This is a genomic window from Pseudomonas sp. G7(2022), assembly GCF_052660475.1.
This window is the reverse complement of record NZ_CP109659.1, coordinates 3,450,691-3,465,275: the sequence shown is the minus strand read 5'-3', so window position 1 is coordinate 3,465,275 and position 14,585 is coordinate 3,450,691. Positions and strand designations below refer to the sequence as shown.

The window sequence follows — 14,585 nt, the reverse complement described above, 5'->3', positions numbered from 1 at the left end:
CAGGGTGTACCTTGAGGTCACAACTGCCATGCTCCGGTGCATAGCGGTCGTCAGCTCAACGGGTTCCAGCGCTGCGACCAGTCGTCATCGGCCTTGATCACTTCGCGCAGCAGATCGAACGCCTGTTGCAGGATCGCCGAGTCGCGGTCGCGGGAGTACACGAGGTAGGTGGGATAGCCAAACTCCGGCGCTTTGGTGACAGTTTCCAGTGCGCCGCTTTCCAGGTAGGTGCGAACGACACGGGTACGGAAATAGCCGCTGCCGCCGTTCTCCAGAATGTATTGCAGTGCCAGCGGGCCGAGGTTGAAGCTCAGGGCCGCCTTGGCTTTTTCCGGCAGTGCGGCGTCGTGCTGGCGGCGGAAGTCTTCGCCCCAATCGATGTACACATAGGGGGCGGGGCGGTTGGGTGTCCGGACCAGAATCAGTTTCTCTTCCAGCACTTGCTCGACCTGCAGGCCCGGCCAGTATTCCGGTTGGTAGACGAGCGCGGCATCGAGCACGCCGAGTTCGAGCTGACGCAGCAGGTTCTCGCCGTCGCGGATGTCCATGCGCAGGGCATGGCTGGGGATTTTCTCGCGCAGTTCGGCGGCCCAGCTGAGCATCAACGGGTTGCACAGGCTGACCTCGCCACCGATGTGCAGCACGTTGTCGTAACCCTCGGGCAGCGGCAGGTCGCGGCGGGCGGCTTCCCAGGTCTGCACCAGTTGATTGGCGTAGACCACGAAGGCCTCGCCATTGGCGGTCAGACGCGCGCCGGCGCGGTTGCGCACGAACAGCGTGCTGCCCAACTGGCTTTCGAGCTTTTGTACGCGGGCGGTGATTGCCGTTTGCGTGACAAACAGCTTTTCTGCCGCCGCGGCGAGGCTGCCGTGGCGGACGATTTCCAGAAAGGTGCGGGCGAGGTCGATGTCCATGGGCGGGCCGGAGATTGAGGTGCCGGCATTGTAAGTCAAAAGCGCCCTCACCCTAGCCCTCTCCCCGAGGGAGAGGGGACCGACCGAGTTGTCTTGCGCTATACATCGACCTGAAAGACCGAGTCGATTATGGATTCAAAGCAGATATTCCAAGTCGATGTATCTCGTCAATATCCCCGGATCAGTTCCCTCTCCTGGGGGAGAGGGCTAGGGTGAGGGGAAAAGCAGGCACCGCCGATCAACTGACCAGATCGGTCTCAACCACCCGCGCCCAATCCTCCACCAACCGCGCCGGCGTACAGCAAGTCTTGCGCTTGTACACGAAGTTGCGGCATTTCTCGGCAAACTGATTGCGGTTGTACAGCATGTCTTCCTGCATCTCTTGCAGCTCGCTTTCGCGGCACCGGCGAATCAACTCGTGATCGACCCGCAGCTTGCGCTCACGCACCGCTGCATACGTCGGATCGGTCAGTACCGAATTAGCCCGTTGCAGCAACCACAAACCAAACTCGTCCGGGCAGCGCGGGCCGATTTCCTGGACCATGCCCAGTTGCAACGCTTGAGCAGCGCTGACCGGCAGACAGGCCTGGGTCAATTGTTCGGCCATGGCCGGGCCGACGGCGCGGGGCAGGCTGTAGGTCCAGTATTCCGAGCCGTACAGGCCCATGCTCTTGTAATGCGGGTTGAGCACGATGTCAGCACGGGCGAACACGATGTCAGCCGCCAGGGCGAGCATCACACCGCCCGCGCCGGCATTGCCGGTGACGCCGCTGACCACCAGTTGCCGTGCGCTGAGTAATTCTTCGCACACATCATCGATGGCCTGGATATTGGCCCAGGCTTCGGCACCCGGATCTTCGGCGGCCTGAATCACGTTCAGGTGCACACCGTTGGAGAAACTGCCGCGTCCGCCCTTGATCAGCAGCACGTGCGTGTCGCGGGATTTGGCCCAGCGCAGGGCCTGGACCATGCGTTGGCACTGCTCGGTGCTCATGGCGCCGTTGTAGAACTCCAGGGTCAGCTCGCCGACCTGCCCGGATTCGCGGTAACGGATCGGTTGATACGCCTCATCGCTGAACGGAGCGTTGGCAATCGACCAGTCCAGCACCGGTACGTGCGCCAGTTGCCCGGCCAGCACATGCCGCGCCGGACGCTTGAAGGTTTCCTCGCCCGGTTGCGGTTTGCGTCGCAGCGAGCCGATCCACAGGCTGTGATCACCGGTGGCTACCAGCACGGCGTCGTCGTGTACCGCGAGGATCTCGCCGGGGATGCCGGTGCGTTGATCGAGGTGGGCGTCGTACACGTAATACTGCCCGCCGGCGAGGCTGGCGAGCACGCCGGGCTGGCCGTCCGCCGCGTCGATGCAGCGCTTGATGAAGCGCGAGCAGTCGTGCCAGCTGAAGGTGCGGTCATCCTGTTTCATGTTCGGTTGCAGACAGCCGCGAACCTTGGGATCGGCGTAATCCAGAGGCATCGGGACAAAGCCGTCGATGAATTTTTCCACCACTTCGCGGATGCAACGGATCGCTGCGTCGCTGACCCGGCCGTTGTACAGCTCGGATTTGCGCAGACCGGCCGGCAGGTTGAATTCGCAGGTGGCCCAGACCGGGCCGGCGTCCATTTCTTCCACCGCTTGAAGGGCGGTCACGCCCCAGGACGGCAGCTCGCGCATGATCGCCCAGTCCAGCGCGCTGGCGCCGCGATCGCCGACGATGCCGGGGTGAATGATCACCACGGGACGCTGCAGGTTGCTCCACAGCGCGTGGGGGACACGGTCCTTGAGGAACGGGCAGATCACCAGGTCAGCGCCGCTGTTTTCGATCTGTTCGCACACGGTGGTTTCGTCGGTGAACAGCACCACGCTGGGCGAATGGCCCGCCTGGCGCAGGTCCAGCCAGGCACGTTGGGTCAGACCATTGAACGCCGAAGACAAAAGAATGATGTTGAGTGATCGCATGATTGCTCTTCCTTGAAGGATCAGCCGCAGGCTCCCGGTGAGCCGTCCGTGGCTATCGATGGAGGCGCAAGGTTAGAGAGTGGCGTGGCGCGCGCCACTGATCGAGATCAACGTTGTGTCAGCCAATGTTGCCGGGGCGATAAAACGTCTTATGCTCAATGGTTTGCTTATCCTGTTTTTTTATTACTTCAAATGTCGGCGACGCTATTGCACAGTCGCAACCCTGATCAACGCCGGACGATCCCGGCGTATCCATGGATTTTCGCAGCGGGTGGAGCCCGTTTTCAGGGAGTAAGGCATGGGGAGTCACAACCCGCATTACCAGCTCATCGGGCAAATGTTCCAAAAGGACTACCGATGGTTGTGCGCCGCAGTCAGCCGTACCCTCGGCTGCCCGCACAGTGCACAGGACATTGCTTCGGAAACCTTTCTGCGAGTGCTGGCATTGCCCGATCCGCTGGCCATTCGCGAACCCCGTGCGCTGTTGACCACGATTGCCCGGCGTCTGGTCTATGAAGGCTGGCGCCGGCAGGATCTGGAGCGTGCCTATCTGCAAAGCCTGGCGCTGGCACCGGAGCCGGTGCATCCGTCGCCTGAGGAAAGGGAGTTGGTGATCGAAACGCTGCTGGCGGTGGATCGCTTGCTCAACGGCTTGTCGGCCAAGGCCAAGGCTGCGTTTCTCTACCATCAGCTCGATGGCCTGACCTACAGCGAAATCGGCGAACGCCTCGGCGTGTCCACCAGCCGTGTGCAGCAATACATGGTCGAGGCGTTCAAGCGTTGCTATCAGGCGATGCAGGCATGAGGCCGGACGAAACATTGATCGATGAAGCGGCGCAATGGATGGCGCTGTTGCAGTCGGGGGACGTCAGCCTTCAGGAACGTGCAGCGTTCGAAGCCTGGCGTGCGGCGGATCCACGGCATCAGCAGATCATCGAGCAGATGGGCGGCGGGCTGAACCTTTTGCGCCATGCGAACCTGCGGGGTTTGCCCCGTGAAAGTGTGCTGCACAGCCTGAATGCTCCCCCCAGCAGTCGTCGCCGATTCATCAGCGGTAGCCTGAGCGTACTCGCCGTCGCGGTGCTGGCCGGGTTGCTCGGGCGACGTTATGGCTGGTTGCCCGAGGCTGGCGAGTTGTCGACGGGTACAGGCGAGCGACGTCAATTCACTCTCGAGGACGGCAGCGCCCTGACGTTGAACGCCCGCAGCCGCGTGGTGCCGCGCTTCAACAGTCTCGAGCGTTTGCTGGACCTGCGCAGCGGTGAGCTGCTGATCGATGTGGCGAAAAATCTGCCCCGGCCGTTTGTCGTCGAAACCGGGCATGGGCGGATGCGTGCGCTCGGGACGAAATTCCTGGTGCAGCGTGCAGAGGATTCGACGCGGCTGGTGATGCTGCATTCGCAAGTCGAAGTGGTCACTGCCAGCGGTGCGCGGCAGGTGGTGGAGGCGGGCGAGAGTCTGTTGTTCAACGGCCGGGAAGTCCTCGCGCTGGAACGCAGCAAGGGGCAGGAAAGTGCCTGGGTTCAGGGCCGACTCGAAGTGCGCGACCGCCCCTTGAGCGAAGTCATCGACAGCCTGCGCCGCTACCGTCGCGGCATCCTGCACCTGAGCCCCGACGTTGCTGGTCTGCACCTCAGCGGTCTCTATTCGCTGGACGACAGCGACCGAACGTTGCAGTTGCTCGAACGCTCGCTGCCGATTCGCGTGACCTGGCACAACCCGTACTGGGTGAGCATCGAAGCACGGTTATAAAACCATAACTTCCCGGTCTATCCGTCCCCCTATAAAAAGCGCCGGCCCGCTGCTCATTCCCTGCAGACGCCTTCAACAGGGAAGCCCCTCGATGTTCTCATTCAAACAACAATCAACCCGCCTGACGCTGGCCGCCGCGCTGGCGATGGGCATCGCTCCTTGCGCCGTTCTGGCGCAAGACGCCGCTCAGGTGTTCAGTTTCGATATCGCCCCAGGTGCGCTCGACGAGGTACTGCTGGATATCTCGCGTCAGACCGGCGTGCCGATTTCCTTCAGCCAGAATCTGGTGCAGGGCAAGCGCAGCAGTGCGGTACGGGGTGCGTTGGGTGGCAGGCAAGCAGTTGAAAAGGCGTTATCCGGCAGCGGCCTGCAAGTCGAGCAGGGCACTCAGGGTTTGAGCATTCGTCAGGCCGAGGCGCCGAGCGCCGTGCCCGTGAAAGCCGCCGCCGAGCTGCCCGCCAGCAGCGCCGATTACCGCATGGAAAAAGTCACGGTCACCGGCTCGCGGATCGCCCGGGCGCAGTCCGACGGGGCGACGCCGGTCAACGTCATCACCCACGAAGAAATGGAAGCGCGGGGCTACAAGAACGTCTACGACGCGCTCGCCACGCAAACCCAGAACACCGGCATGACCCAGGGCGAAGACTACGGCAACACCTGGCAGCCGGCCGCCAGCGCCCTCAACCTGCGCGGCCTCGGCCCCAACCACACGCTGGTGCTGATCAACGGCCGGCGGGTCGCCGATTACCCGACGCCGTACGATGGCAAGGTCAACTTCACCAACCTTGCGAACATTCCGTCGGCGATCATCGACCGCATTGAAGTGCTCAGCAGCGGCGCCTCGGCGATCTACGGTTCGGATGCGATTGCCGGGGTGGTGAATATCATCCTCAAGGACAAGATGAATGGTGTCGATGTCAACCTCAAGGGCGGCACCAGTGAGCGCGGCGGCGGCGACAACCAGCGGTTGCAGATCAGCGGCGGCGGCAGTTGGGGCGACTTCGATGGCTTGTTCGGGCTTGAGCTGACCAACCGCGACCCGATCTGGGCCGATGATCGCGGCTTCATGCAGAGCGGGCCGCTGGCGGATGTCGGTTACCGTCGCGATCTGACCAACAACCGTTACCTGGGACCGGGCTGCGGCGCGTATCAGGGCACGTTCGACAACAAGCTGTTCAACAGCGCCGGGCGCTGCCGCACCGACCAGATGTACAACGATTACTGGACGATCCAGACGCAAAAGGAAAACTACGACGGCTACACCCGTGGCACCTGGCATTTCAGCGACAGCGGCCAGGTGTTCGCCGACCTGATGTACGGCCTCGATCACATCCAGAACAACACACGCGGCCCGAGCTTCACCTCGCCGGATTTCATCAACCAGAACAGCGGCAATCTGGAGCGCTGGTACCGGCGTTTCGGTGAAGAGGAAATCGGCGGGCGCACCAGCAACAACAGCAAGTGGCGCGACACCTCATGGACCGGCACGCTGGGGCTTTCGGACAAAATCGCCGACACCGGCTGGCACTATGATCTGGCGGTCAATCGCTCGGAATACAAAAGCGTGCGCACCACACGCTACACGCCGCTGTCGTCGATCCAGGATTTCTACCTCGGACCGCAGCTCGGTACCCGTGGCGGCTACCCGGTGTTCGCGCCGGATGCCTCGCGCCTCGACCGGCCACTGACAACCCAGGAGTGGGAGCAGTTTCGCGGCAATCTGACCCAGAGCAGCAAGTCGGTATCCACCAGTTATAACGCCTCGGTCAATGGCGATCTGTTTGACCTGCCGGCCGGCCCGGTGGGATTCGCCGGGGTGCTGGAGGCGGGCAAACAGGAATACCGCATCGACCCGGATGACAGCCTCAACGACGGCAGTTTCTACGGCGTGACCCCGGCACAAAGCTCCGGCGGCTCTCGCAAACGATACGCGGCCGGTGGCGAATTCAGCATTCCGGTCACCGACACGGTGCTGGCGACAGCCGCAGGGCGTTGGGACCAATACAAATTCAGCGGCCGCACCGAACAACAGAAAACCTACAACCTCGGCCTGGAATGGCGGCCGGTGACCAGCCTGCTGGTGCGCGGCAGCTACGGCACCAGTTTCCGCGCCCCGGACCTGAACTACATCTATCAGTCCGACAGCAACGGTTACTACCCGGCGCAGATCGACTATTACGGTTGCAGCCAGGGCGTGGAGGGCGCGTGTGATCGCGGGCGGGTCGATTACACCCAGAGCGGCACGGCGGATCTGCAATCCGAACGCGGCAAATCCTGGACCTACGGTTTCGTCTGGTCGCCGTCGCGCAACTTCGATTTCTCCACTGACTTCTGGCGGGTGGAGATCGATGACCTGCTGACCACCGTCGACGAAAACCGCCTGTTGCAGCAAGAGAACGAATGCCGCAATGGCATCCAGGACATCAACTCGGCGAACTGCCAATCGACTCTCGCTCGTGTCGATCGCAATCCCGGCAATGCCGCCATCGATCCCAACCAGTTGCAGCGGGTACGGGTGAATGCGATCAACGCGGCGAGCGAACGGGTCAGCGGCCTGGACTTCAAGAGCAACATTCGCTGGGGCGCCGGGCAGTACGGTGCGTTCAGTTCGGCGCTGGGCTACACCCTGGTGCTCTCGCATTACTACAAGGAATCGGACGAAGCCCCGACCCAGGATTGGCGCACCTCGCGCACCAACTACGACTGGCGCAGCAAGGTCAACGCCAGCCTGACCTGGGATTACCAGAAGGCCACAGCGACCCTGATGGGCATTCGCTATGGCTCGGTCACCAACGGCGCGGGCGACGGGCGTCTGTCACCGTGGACGGTGTTCAACGCCAGTGCGCGCTATCGCTTGAACGAGCGGGCAAGCGTCGGGCTGACCGTGAACAACGTGCTCAATCAGGTCAAGCATGACGACTCCGCAGGCTGGCCGTATTACCCGACCGGCAACTACGACCCGTACGGGCGACAGTGGTGGCTGGATGTGAGTTATCACTTTGGGGGATAAGCGGCCCTCCCTGGCGATTGCATGAAGCCTGTCATCACGCTGCTTTGGCATAACGTCAGCATTCAACGGTCTAAATCGGGCTCTATAAATCCCCGACACTCGTCGCACATCCCTGCATAAACCAAAACGCAGGGATGGCTGTTCATGATCCATTTTTCACCCGTTAAATCCCCTTTAAGCCTGGCCTTGCTGCTGGCAATCAACACGTTACCGGCCGTGGCTGCAGACAGCACGGCAACCGAGCCGACCACCCAATTGCAGCGGGTCGAAGTCACAGGTACCGCGATCCGCCGGGTCGATGCCGAAACCGCCGTACCGGTCACCATCCTGCGGGTCGAGGAGTTGCAGAAGCAGGGCGTGACCACCACTGAAGAGCTGGTCAACCGTATCTCGGCCAACCAGTCTTCCGTAGGTTCCGGGCGCTCGGTGGGGTCGAGCAGTGGCGGGGCGTCTTATGCGGACTTGCGCGGGATCGGCCCGAACAAGACCCTGGTGCTGCTCAACGGGCGACGCCTGAGCAACAACGCGACCAACGCCATCAATGGTTCCGGCGTCGACCTCAACACCATCCCGTTCGCCGCCATCGACCGGGTGGAAGTGCTGCGCGACGGCGCCTCGGCGCTGTACGGCACAGATGCCATCGGTGGGGTGATCAACTTCATCACCAAGACCAGCCTCACCGAAGGCCAGATCAGCACCAGCTACGACACGCCGACTCATTCCGGTGGCGGTGAAAGCCGAAACTTCAGCGGCAGCTGGGGTTTCGGTGATTTGCAGGACGATCGCTTCAACGTCTTCGGCGTCGTGAGCTACGACAAGCAGCAGCGCCTTGCGGCCGATGATCGCGCCTACACCTACAACTATCAGCCGGGGCGCGGTCTGGATTACACCTCGGGCACAGCGTCGCCCGCCAACTGGAGCCAGGGCAGCAACGCCACCAACCCATTGGCCGGTTCCGGTTGCAATGCGCCGGGGCTGCTGTCGCGCAACGGCATCTGCCGTCAGAGCCTGTGGAATTACCTGGATCTGGTGCCGGAAACCGAGAAGACCTCCGCGTTCGCCAAGGCCACTGGCAAGCTGTCGGACGATCACAACGTCAGCCTCGAATACTTTTGGGCGCGCAACGAGAACCGGACGCAGATCGGCCCTGGCACTTTGATGGGCAATCAGGTCAATCCCGGCACTGCGTTCTATCCGGGTAACGGCATCACGCCAGGGCCGAGCGGTTTCGCCCTCGACCCGACGCAGCCGGTGGACGTGAACTGGCGCGAAACGACGGTCGGCGCCCGTCAGCATGAGGATGACAACACCGGTCAGCGCCTGCTGTTGAGCTTCGACGGCACGCTGGTCGGGTGGGATTACAACCTCGGCGCGTCGTACAACCAGAACAAAGTGGTCAACACGATTCGCGGCGGATACGTGAACGACCGTGCCGTCAGCCAGGGGATCGCCAACGGCGTGATCAACCCGTTCGGTCCGCAGACGGCTGCCGGTTCAGCATTGCTGGCGGCCAACGCTGTGGACGGTGATTACGCAACCGCCGTGGGCCGGGTGAAGGCGATTGATGGCCGTGTCAGCCGCGAGATCGGTGACTGGTTTGGCGCCGGTCCTTCGGCGCTGGCGCTGGGTGGCGAGTACCGCAAGGAAGATTTCCATCAGGACTTCGCCGCATTTGCCGGGGATGTGCAGAGCCTTGGCGTCGACCCGAACGGCAGTGTGTCAGGGGATCGCAGCGTCTCGGCACAATATGCCGAGGTCAATGTGCCGGTGTTCGACAGCCTGGAATTGTCCGCCGCCGTGCGACACGACAAGTACAGCGATTTCGGCAGCACCACCAATCCGAAATACTCGTTCCGCTTCCAGCCGTTCAAGGAGCTGGTGGTGCGCGGCGCCTACAGCGAAGGATTCCGTGCGCCGTCGCTGTACGAACTCTACAACCCGAACTTCACCACCTTCACCAACGCCAATTACAACGACCCGCGCCTGTGTGCCGGTGGCAATCCGAGCAACGGCGGCATTGCCAACCGCGACTGCGCCCAGCAGTTCAACCGCACCACGGGCGGCAATACTGACCTTAGCCCGGAAACCGCGCGCAACGTCACCCTCGGTTTTGTTTATCAGCCGTTTGATCGCCTGACCACCGGGCTGGACTTCTGGTGGATCAGCATCGCCAATCAGATCGCCGAATTCCCCGAATCCGCGGTGTTCGAGAACCCGGAACTGTATCCGGAGCGTTTGATCCGCAAGCCTGACGGCTCTATCGATCACGTCGTCACCGGTCTGGCCAACCTCGGCAAGATCAAGACCAACGGCGTCGACGTCAGTTTCGACTATCGCCTGCCAAGCACGTCCTTCGGTGACTTCGGCATCGGCCTGCAAGGGACTTATGTCAGCCGTTATGAGTATCAGCAGCAGCTCAAGGGCGATTTCATCGACAAGCTCGGGGATTTTCGCGGGGGTGACTTCGCGTCGGCCGGCGCGGTGGCCCGCTGGCGTCACAGCCTGACCGGCAGCTGGAGCCATGGCCCGTTCGGCGCGAGCCTGACCAACCGCTACACCAGCGGTTACCACGACTCGGATCGCGAGACTCACGATTACGTCGGTTCGTACAACGTCTGGGACGTGGCCGGCACCTACACCTGGCGCAAGACTCTGGCGGTGACCCTCGGGGTGAAAAACCTGTTCGACCGCGAGCCGCCCTTCAGCAATCAGACCTACACGTTCCAGAGCGGCTACGACCCGAAATATGGCGACCCGTTTGGCCGCACGTTGTACACGCGGGTCAATTACAAGTTCTGAGAAAGGTTAGGTAAGGGCGGGTTTTAGTTATTTATCGTTCTAAATCTCGCCCTATAAAAAATGCCGGCCTGTTGCACATCACAGGTAGGCAGGAGGTGTGGTGACTGCTTTGGCCCTATCGCGAGCAGGCTCGCTCCCACAGGTGTTTTGTGTTCATTGCGAACCATTGTGGGAGCGAGCCTGCTCGCGATGGGGCCATCGGAGGCGCCCAATTATCAGGATCTTTCCGATGCTCTCCAGACTCATGCTTTTCAGCATCTTCGTGTTGTCGAGCCCGCTCATTTTCGCCGCGCCCCAACACGCCCTCACGGTCTACGGCGAAGCGCCGAAATACGCCGCGGATTTCCAGCACCTGGCTTACGCCAACCCCGACGCGCCCAAGGGTGGAACCTTGCGCCGCTCTTCGCTGGAGAGCGGTCCGTTCGATCACCTGATTCCCTACATCGACAAAGGCACAGGTGTCGCCGAAATCGATGGCTGGCTCTACGCGCCGCTGGCCTATCGCAGCAAGGACGAGCCTTACAGCGTCTACGGTGTGGTCGCGCAGAGGATGGAGCTGGACGCGGACCGGCGCTGGCTGCGCTTTTACCTCAACCCCAAGGCACGGTTCGAGGACGGCGCGCCGATCACCGCCGAAGACGTGCGTTACACCTTCGAGCTGTTCACCACTCAGGGCAGCCTCAAGTATCGCCAGCAGTTTCGTGATGTCGCCGAGGTGCAGGTCGAGTCGCCGACCCAGGTGCGTTTCATGTTCAAGAACAACGAGAGCCGAACCTTGCCGCTGGATCTGGCGACATTGCCGGTGTTGCCCGAGCATTGGTGGCGTACACGCAATTTCGCCGATGGCGCAGGCTTCGAGATTCCGCCGGGCAGCGGGCCGTACAGGGTCAGCGCGGTGGATGCCGGGCGCAGCGTGAAATTCCAGCGGGTCAAGGACTGGTGGGCCAGGGATCTGCCGATCACTCGCGGGCTTTATAACTTCGATCAATTGAGCGTGGAGTTCTTTGCCGACACTGACGTGTCACGACAAGTGCTCAAGGCCGGCGGCTTCGATTACAACCGCGAGTTCTCCGCCACCAGTTACACCATCGGTTATGCCGGCGCAGCGCTGGAGCAGGGCAAGTTGCTGCGCGAACACCTCGCACCCGGTGCTGCGCAAGGCGCCCAGGGGTTTGTGTTCAATCTGCAAAAACCGATGTTTCAGGATCGCCGGGTGCGGCAGGCAATTGCCATGCTCTGGGATTTCGAATGGAGCAACCGGCAGATGATGCGCAGCCTGTACCTGCGCCAGCGCAGTTACTTTTCCCATAGCGCGTTGTCGGCCACCGAGTTGCCGGATGCCGAAGAACTGAAAATCCTCGAACCGTGGCGCGGCAAGATCCCCGATGAGGTGTTCAGCCAGGTGTTCGAAGCGCCGCGCACTGATGGCAGTGGCAACATCCGTGCGCAACAGTTGCAGGCGCTGAAATTGCTGGAGGCCGCCGGCTGGAAACCCCGTGGCGATCAATTGGTGAATGCCGCCGGCGAGCCGCTGCAATTCACCTTTCTCAACGGCCAGAAAGGATTCGAACGCCTGCTGCTGCCGTTCAAGCGCAACCTGGCGCAGATCGGTATCGGCTTCGATATTCGTCAGGTCGACACCGCGCAATACACCAACCGCGTGCGCAGCCGCGACTACGACATGATTGTCGTCGGTTACCCGGTCAGTCAGGCGCCGGGGCGCGAGCTGTTCAACTATTTCGGTTCCGAGGGTGCCGATGATCCGGGCTCCAACAACTACATGGTGCTGCGCGACCCGGCGGTGGATGCGCTGCTCGAAGGCGTGGTGCAGGCCGACAATCGCGAAAGTCTTCTGCGCCACGCCCATGCTCTGGATCGGGTGTTGCAGTGGGGCTATTACTGGATTCCCAACTATTACCCACCGGGCATCTCCACGGTGTGGTGGAACCGTTTCGGTCGCCCGGCCATTGCGCCGCTGTACGACGCCGGACTCGACACCTGGTGGGAAATCAGCCCGACCGCGCTGACCTCGACGCAGATGCAGCAACAGCAAAAGGAGTACGCCCATGTGGGGTTATAGCCTGCGGCGTCTGCTGCTGATCGTGCCGACCTTGCTGGCAATTCTGCTGGTGAACTTCGTGATCGTGCAGGCTGCGCCCGGTGGCCCGGTCGAGCAGGCCATCGCTCGATTGCAGGGGATTGGTGTCGGTGCCGCGGTGGGTGCCAGTCATGTCGAAACCATTGGCGGTGAGTCCCGCGCCACCCGTGGCCTGGACCCGAAACTGGTGGCCGAGATCGAGCGCCAGTACGGGTTCGACAAAGGTGCCGGTGAGCGTCTGTGGCTGATGCTCAAGAGCTACGCGCAACTGGACTTCGGCAAGAGTTTTTTTCGAGGCGCGTCGGTGACCGAACTGATCTGGCAGAAGCTGCCGGTGACCCTGTCGCTGGGTTTGTGGGCGACGCTGATCACTTATCTGGTGTCGATTCCGCTGGGCATCCGCAAGGCGGTGCACAATGGCTCGGCGTTCGATGTCTGGAGCAGCGCGGCGATCATCATCGGCTATGCGATGCCGGGGTTTCTGTTTGCGCTGCTGCTGATCGTGGTGTTTGCCGGCGGTACGGCGCTGGACTGGTTTCCGGTACGCGGGCTGGTCTCGGACAACTTCGCCGAGCTGTCGCTGTGGGGCAAGGTGGCGGACTACTTCTGGCATCTGGTGCTGCCAGTCAGCGCGCTGGTAATCGGCGGATTCGCGACGCTGACGATCCTGACCAAAAACAGTTTTCTCAACGAGATCTCGCGGCTGTACGTGGTCACCGCCCGGGCCAAGGGCCTGAGTGAGCGGCAGGTGCTGTACGGGCATGTGTTTCGCAACGCGATGCTGTTGGTGGTGGCTGGATTGCCTCAGGCATTGGTCACGGTGTTTTTCGGTGGTTCGCTCTTGATCGAAGTGATTTTCTCCCTCGACGGCCTCGGCCGCCTGAGTTACGAAGCAGCGGTGTCGCGGGATTACCCGGTGGTGTTCGGTTCGCTGTTCATCTTCACTCTGTTCGGGCTCTTGATAAAACTGCTGGGCGACCTGTGTTACACGCTGGTCGATCCGCGTATCGACTTTTCCGCGAGGGCAGCCTGATGCTGACACTTTCTCCCATCGGGCAGCGCCGCTGGGCGCGGTTCAAGGCTCATCGGCGCGGCTGGTGGTCGTTGTGGCTGTTTCTCGCACTGTTCGGCCTGAGCCTGGGCGGCGAGCTGGTCGCCAACGACAAACCGTTGCTGGTGACGTATCAGGGCGAGTGGTATTTCCCGGCGTTCAAGCGCTACACCGAGCAGGATTTCGGTGGCGAGCTGCCGTTCCAGCCCGACTACCGCAGTGCCCAGGTGCGTGAACTGATCGAGGGGCAGGGCGGACGGATGTGGTTTGCGCCGATCCCGTTCGGTTTCGACACGGTCAATTACGACCTGACCCAACCGGCACCAAGCCCGCCTTCCGGCGAAAACTGGCTGGGCACCGACGATCAGGCGCGGGATGTGCTGGCACGGGTGATCTTTGGTACGCGGGTTTCGTTGCTGTTTGCCTTGTCATTGACCGCCGCGAGTGCGCTGATCGGTATCGCAGCCGGTGCCCTGCAAGGTTATTACGGCGCCTGGGTCGATCTGATCGGGCAGCGTTTGCTGGAGGTCTGGTCGGGGCTGCCGGTGTTGTATCTGCTGATCATTCTGTCCGGATTCGTCGAGCCGAATTTCTGGTGGTTGCTGGGGATCATGGCGCTGTTTTCCTGGCTGAGTCTGGTGGACGTGGTGCGCGCCGAGTTCCTGCGCAGCCGGGGCCTGGAGTACGTGAAGGCAGCGCGGGCGCTGGGCGTCGGCGATGCGCAGGTGATCGTGCGACACATTCTGCCCAATGCCATGAGTGCGACGTTGACGTACTTGCCGTTCATTCTGACCGGGGCAATTGCCACGTTGTCGGCGCTGGATTTTCTCGGCTTCGGCATGCCCGCCGGCAGTGCTTCGCTGGGCGAACTGATCGGTCAGGGAAAGAACAATCTGCAAGCGCCGTGGCTGGGCCTGACGGCGTTCTTTGCGCTCGCGCTGATTCTTTCATTGCTCGTCTTCATCGGCGAAGCCTGCCGTGATGCCTTCGACCCCAGGACTTGA

The 14,585-nt window shown here is 61.9% G+C and carries 9 protein-coding genes; 7 read left to right on the top strand and 2 right to left on the bottom strand.

Going from position 1 to position 14,585, the window contains the following annotated elements; translation table 11 throughout:
* Positions 1-50: 50 nt before the first annotated feature.
* Together NE357_RS15555 and NE357_RS15550 are read right to left on the bottom strand one after the other, a co-directional pair.
* Entirely contained in the window at positions 51-914 is an 864-nt protein-coding gene (locus tag NE357_RS15555; RefSeq protein WP_169432655.1) for a LysR family transcriptional regulator, read from the bottom strand.
* A 238-nt stretch (positions 915-1,152) separates the two neighbouring features.
* Positions 1,153-2,871, bottom strand: a complete 1,719-nt coding sequence (locus tag NE357_RS15550; protein ID WP_169430618.1) for a hydrogenase maturation protein — start codon at positions 2,869-2,871, stop codon at positions 1,153-1,155.
* A gap of 298 nt (positions 2,872-3,169) precedes the next feature.
* On the opposite strand from NE357_RS15550, the gene NE357_RS15545 reads away from it, so the two are divergent.
* The 7 genes from NE357_RS15545 to NE357_RS15515 all read left to right on the top strand — a co-directional run bounded on the left by NE357_RS15545 (position 3,170) and on the right by NE357_RS15515 (position 14,585).
* Complete coding sequence (locus tag NE357_RS15545; RefSeq protein WP_169430617.1) at positions 3,170-3,676, top strand: sigma-70 family RNA polymerase sigma factor; 507 nt, start codon at positions 3,170-3,172, stop codon at positions 3,674-3,676.
* A complete protein-coding gene (locus NE357_RS15540) occupies positions 3,673-4,623 on the top strand; it encodes a FecR domain-containing protein (protein ID WP_169430616.1) in 951 nt (316 codons plus the stop codon). The genes NE357_RS15545 and NE357_RS15540 overlap by 4 nt, the downstream gene beginning before the upstream one ends.
* Positions 4,624-4,714: 91 nt before the next feature.
* Entirely contained in the window at positions 4,715-7,633 is a 2,919-nt protein-coding gene (locus NE357_RS15535; protein WP_169430615.1) for a TonB-dependent receptor, read from the top strand.
* Between the two features lie 144 nt (positions 7,634-7,777).
* Positions 7,778-10,432 carry a TonB-dependent receptor gene (locus NE357_RS15530; RefSeq protein ID WP_169430614.1) on the top strand — a complete coding sequence of 885 codons (2,655 nt, stop codon included), beginning with the start codon at positions 7,778-7,780 and terminating at the stop codon, positions 10,430-10,432.
* A gap of 229 nt (positions 10,433-10,661) precedes the next feature.
* Positions 10,662-12,512: an extracellular solute-binding protein gene (locus NE357_RS15525; protein ID WP_169430613.1), complete on the top strand. Its 1,851-nt coding sequence runs from the start codon at positions 10,662-10,664 to the stop codon at positions 12,510-12,512.
* Positions 12,499-13,563, top strand: a complete 1,065-nt coding sequence (locus tag NE357_RS15520; RefSeq protein ID WP_169430612.1) for a microcin C ABC transporter permease YejB — start codon at positions 12,499-12,501, stop codon at positions 13,561-13,563. Before NE357_RS15525 ends, NE357_RS15520 begins: the two co-directional genes overlap by 14 nt.
* On the top strand, positions 13,563-14,585 hold the full coding sequence (locus NE357_RS15515; protein WP_169430611.1) for an ABC transporter permease: 1,023 nt from the start codon (positions 13,563-13,565) through the stop codon (positions 14,583-14,585). The genes NE357_RS15520 and NE357_RS15515 overlap by 1 nt, the downstream gene beginning before the upstream one ends.

Bases quoted from the DNA above. Each gene is read 5' to 3' on its own strand.
- NE357_RS15555 (WP_169432655.1), bottom strand. From the start codon at position 914: ATGGACATCGACCTCGCCCGCACCTTTCTGGAAATCGTCCGCCACGGC.
- NE357_RS15550 (WP_169430618.1), bottom strand. From the start codon at position 2,871: ATGCGATCACTCAACATCATTCTTTTGTCTTCGGCGTTCAATGGTCTG.
- NE357_RS15545 (WP_169430617.1), top strand. From the start codon at position 3,170: ATGGGGAGTCACAACCCGCATTACCAGCTCATCGGGCAAATGTTCCAA.
- NE357_RS15540 (WP_169430616.1), top strand. From the start codon at position 3,673: ATGAGGCCGGACGAAACATTGATCGATGAAGCGGCGCAATGGATGGCG.
- NE357_RS15535 (WP_169430615.1), top strand. From the start codon at position 4,715: ATGTTCTCATTCAAACAACAATCAACCCGCCTGACGCTGGCCGCCGCG.
- NE357_RS15530 (WP_169430614.1), top strand. From the start codon at position 7,778: ATGATCCATTTTTCACCCGTTAAATCCCCTTTAAGCCTGGCCTTGCTG.
- NE357_RS15525 (WP_169430613.1), top strand. From the start codon at position 10,662: ATGCTCTCCAGACTCATGCTTTTCAGCATCTTCGTGTTGTCGAGCCCG.
- NE357_RS15520 (WP_169430612.1), top strand. From the start codon at position 12,499: ATGTGGGGTTATAGCCTGCGGCGTCTGCTGCTGATCGTGCCGACCTTG.
- NE357_RS15515 (WP_169430611.1), top strand. From the start codon at position 13,563: ATGCTGACACTTTCTCCCATCGGGCAGCGCCGCTGGGCGCGGTTCAAG.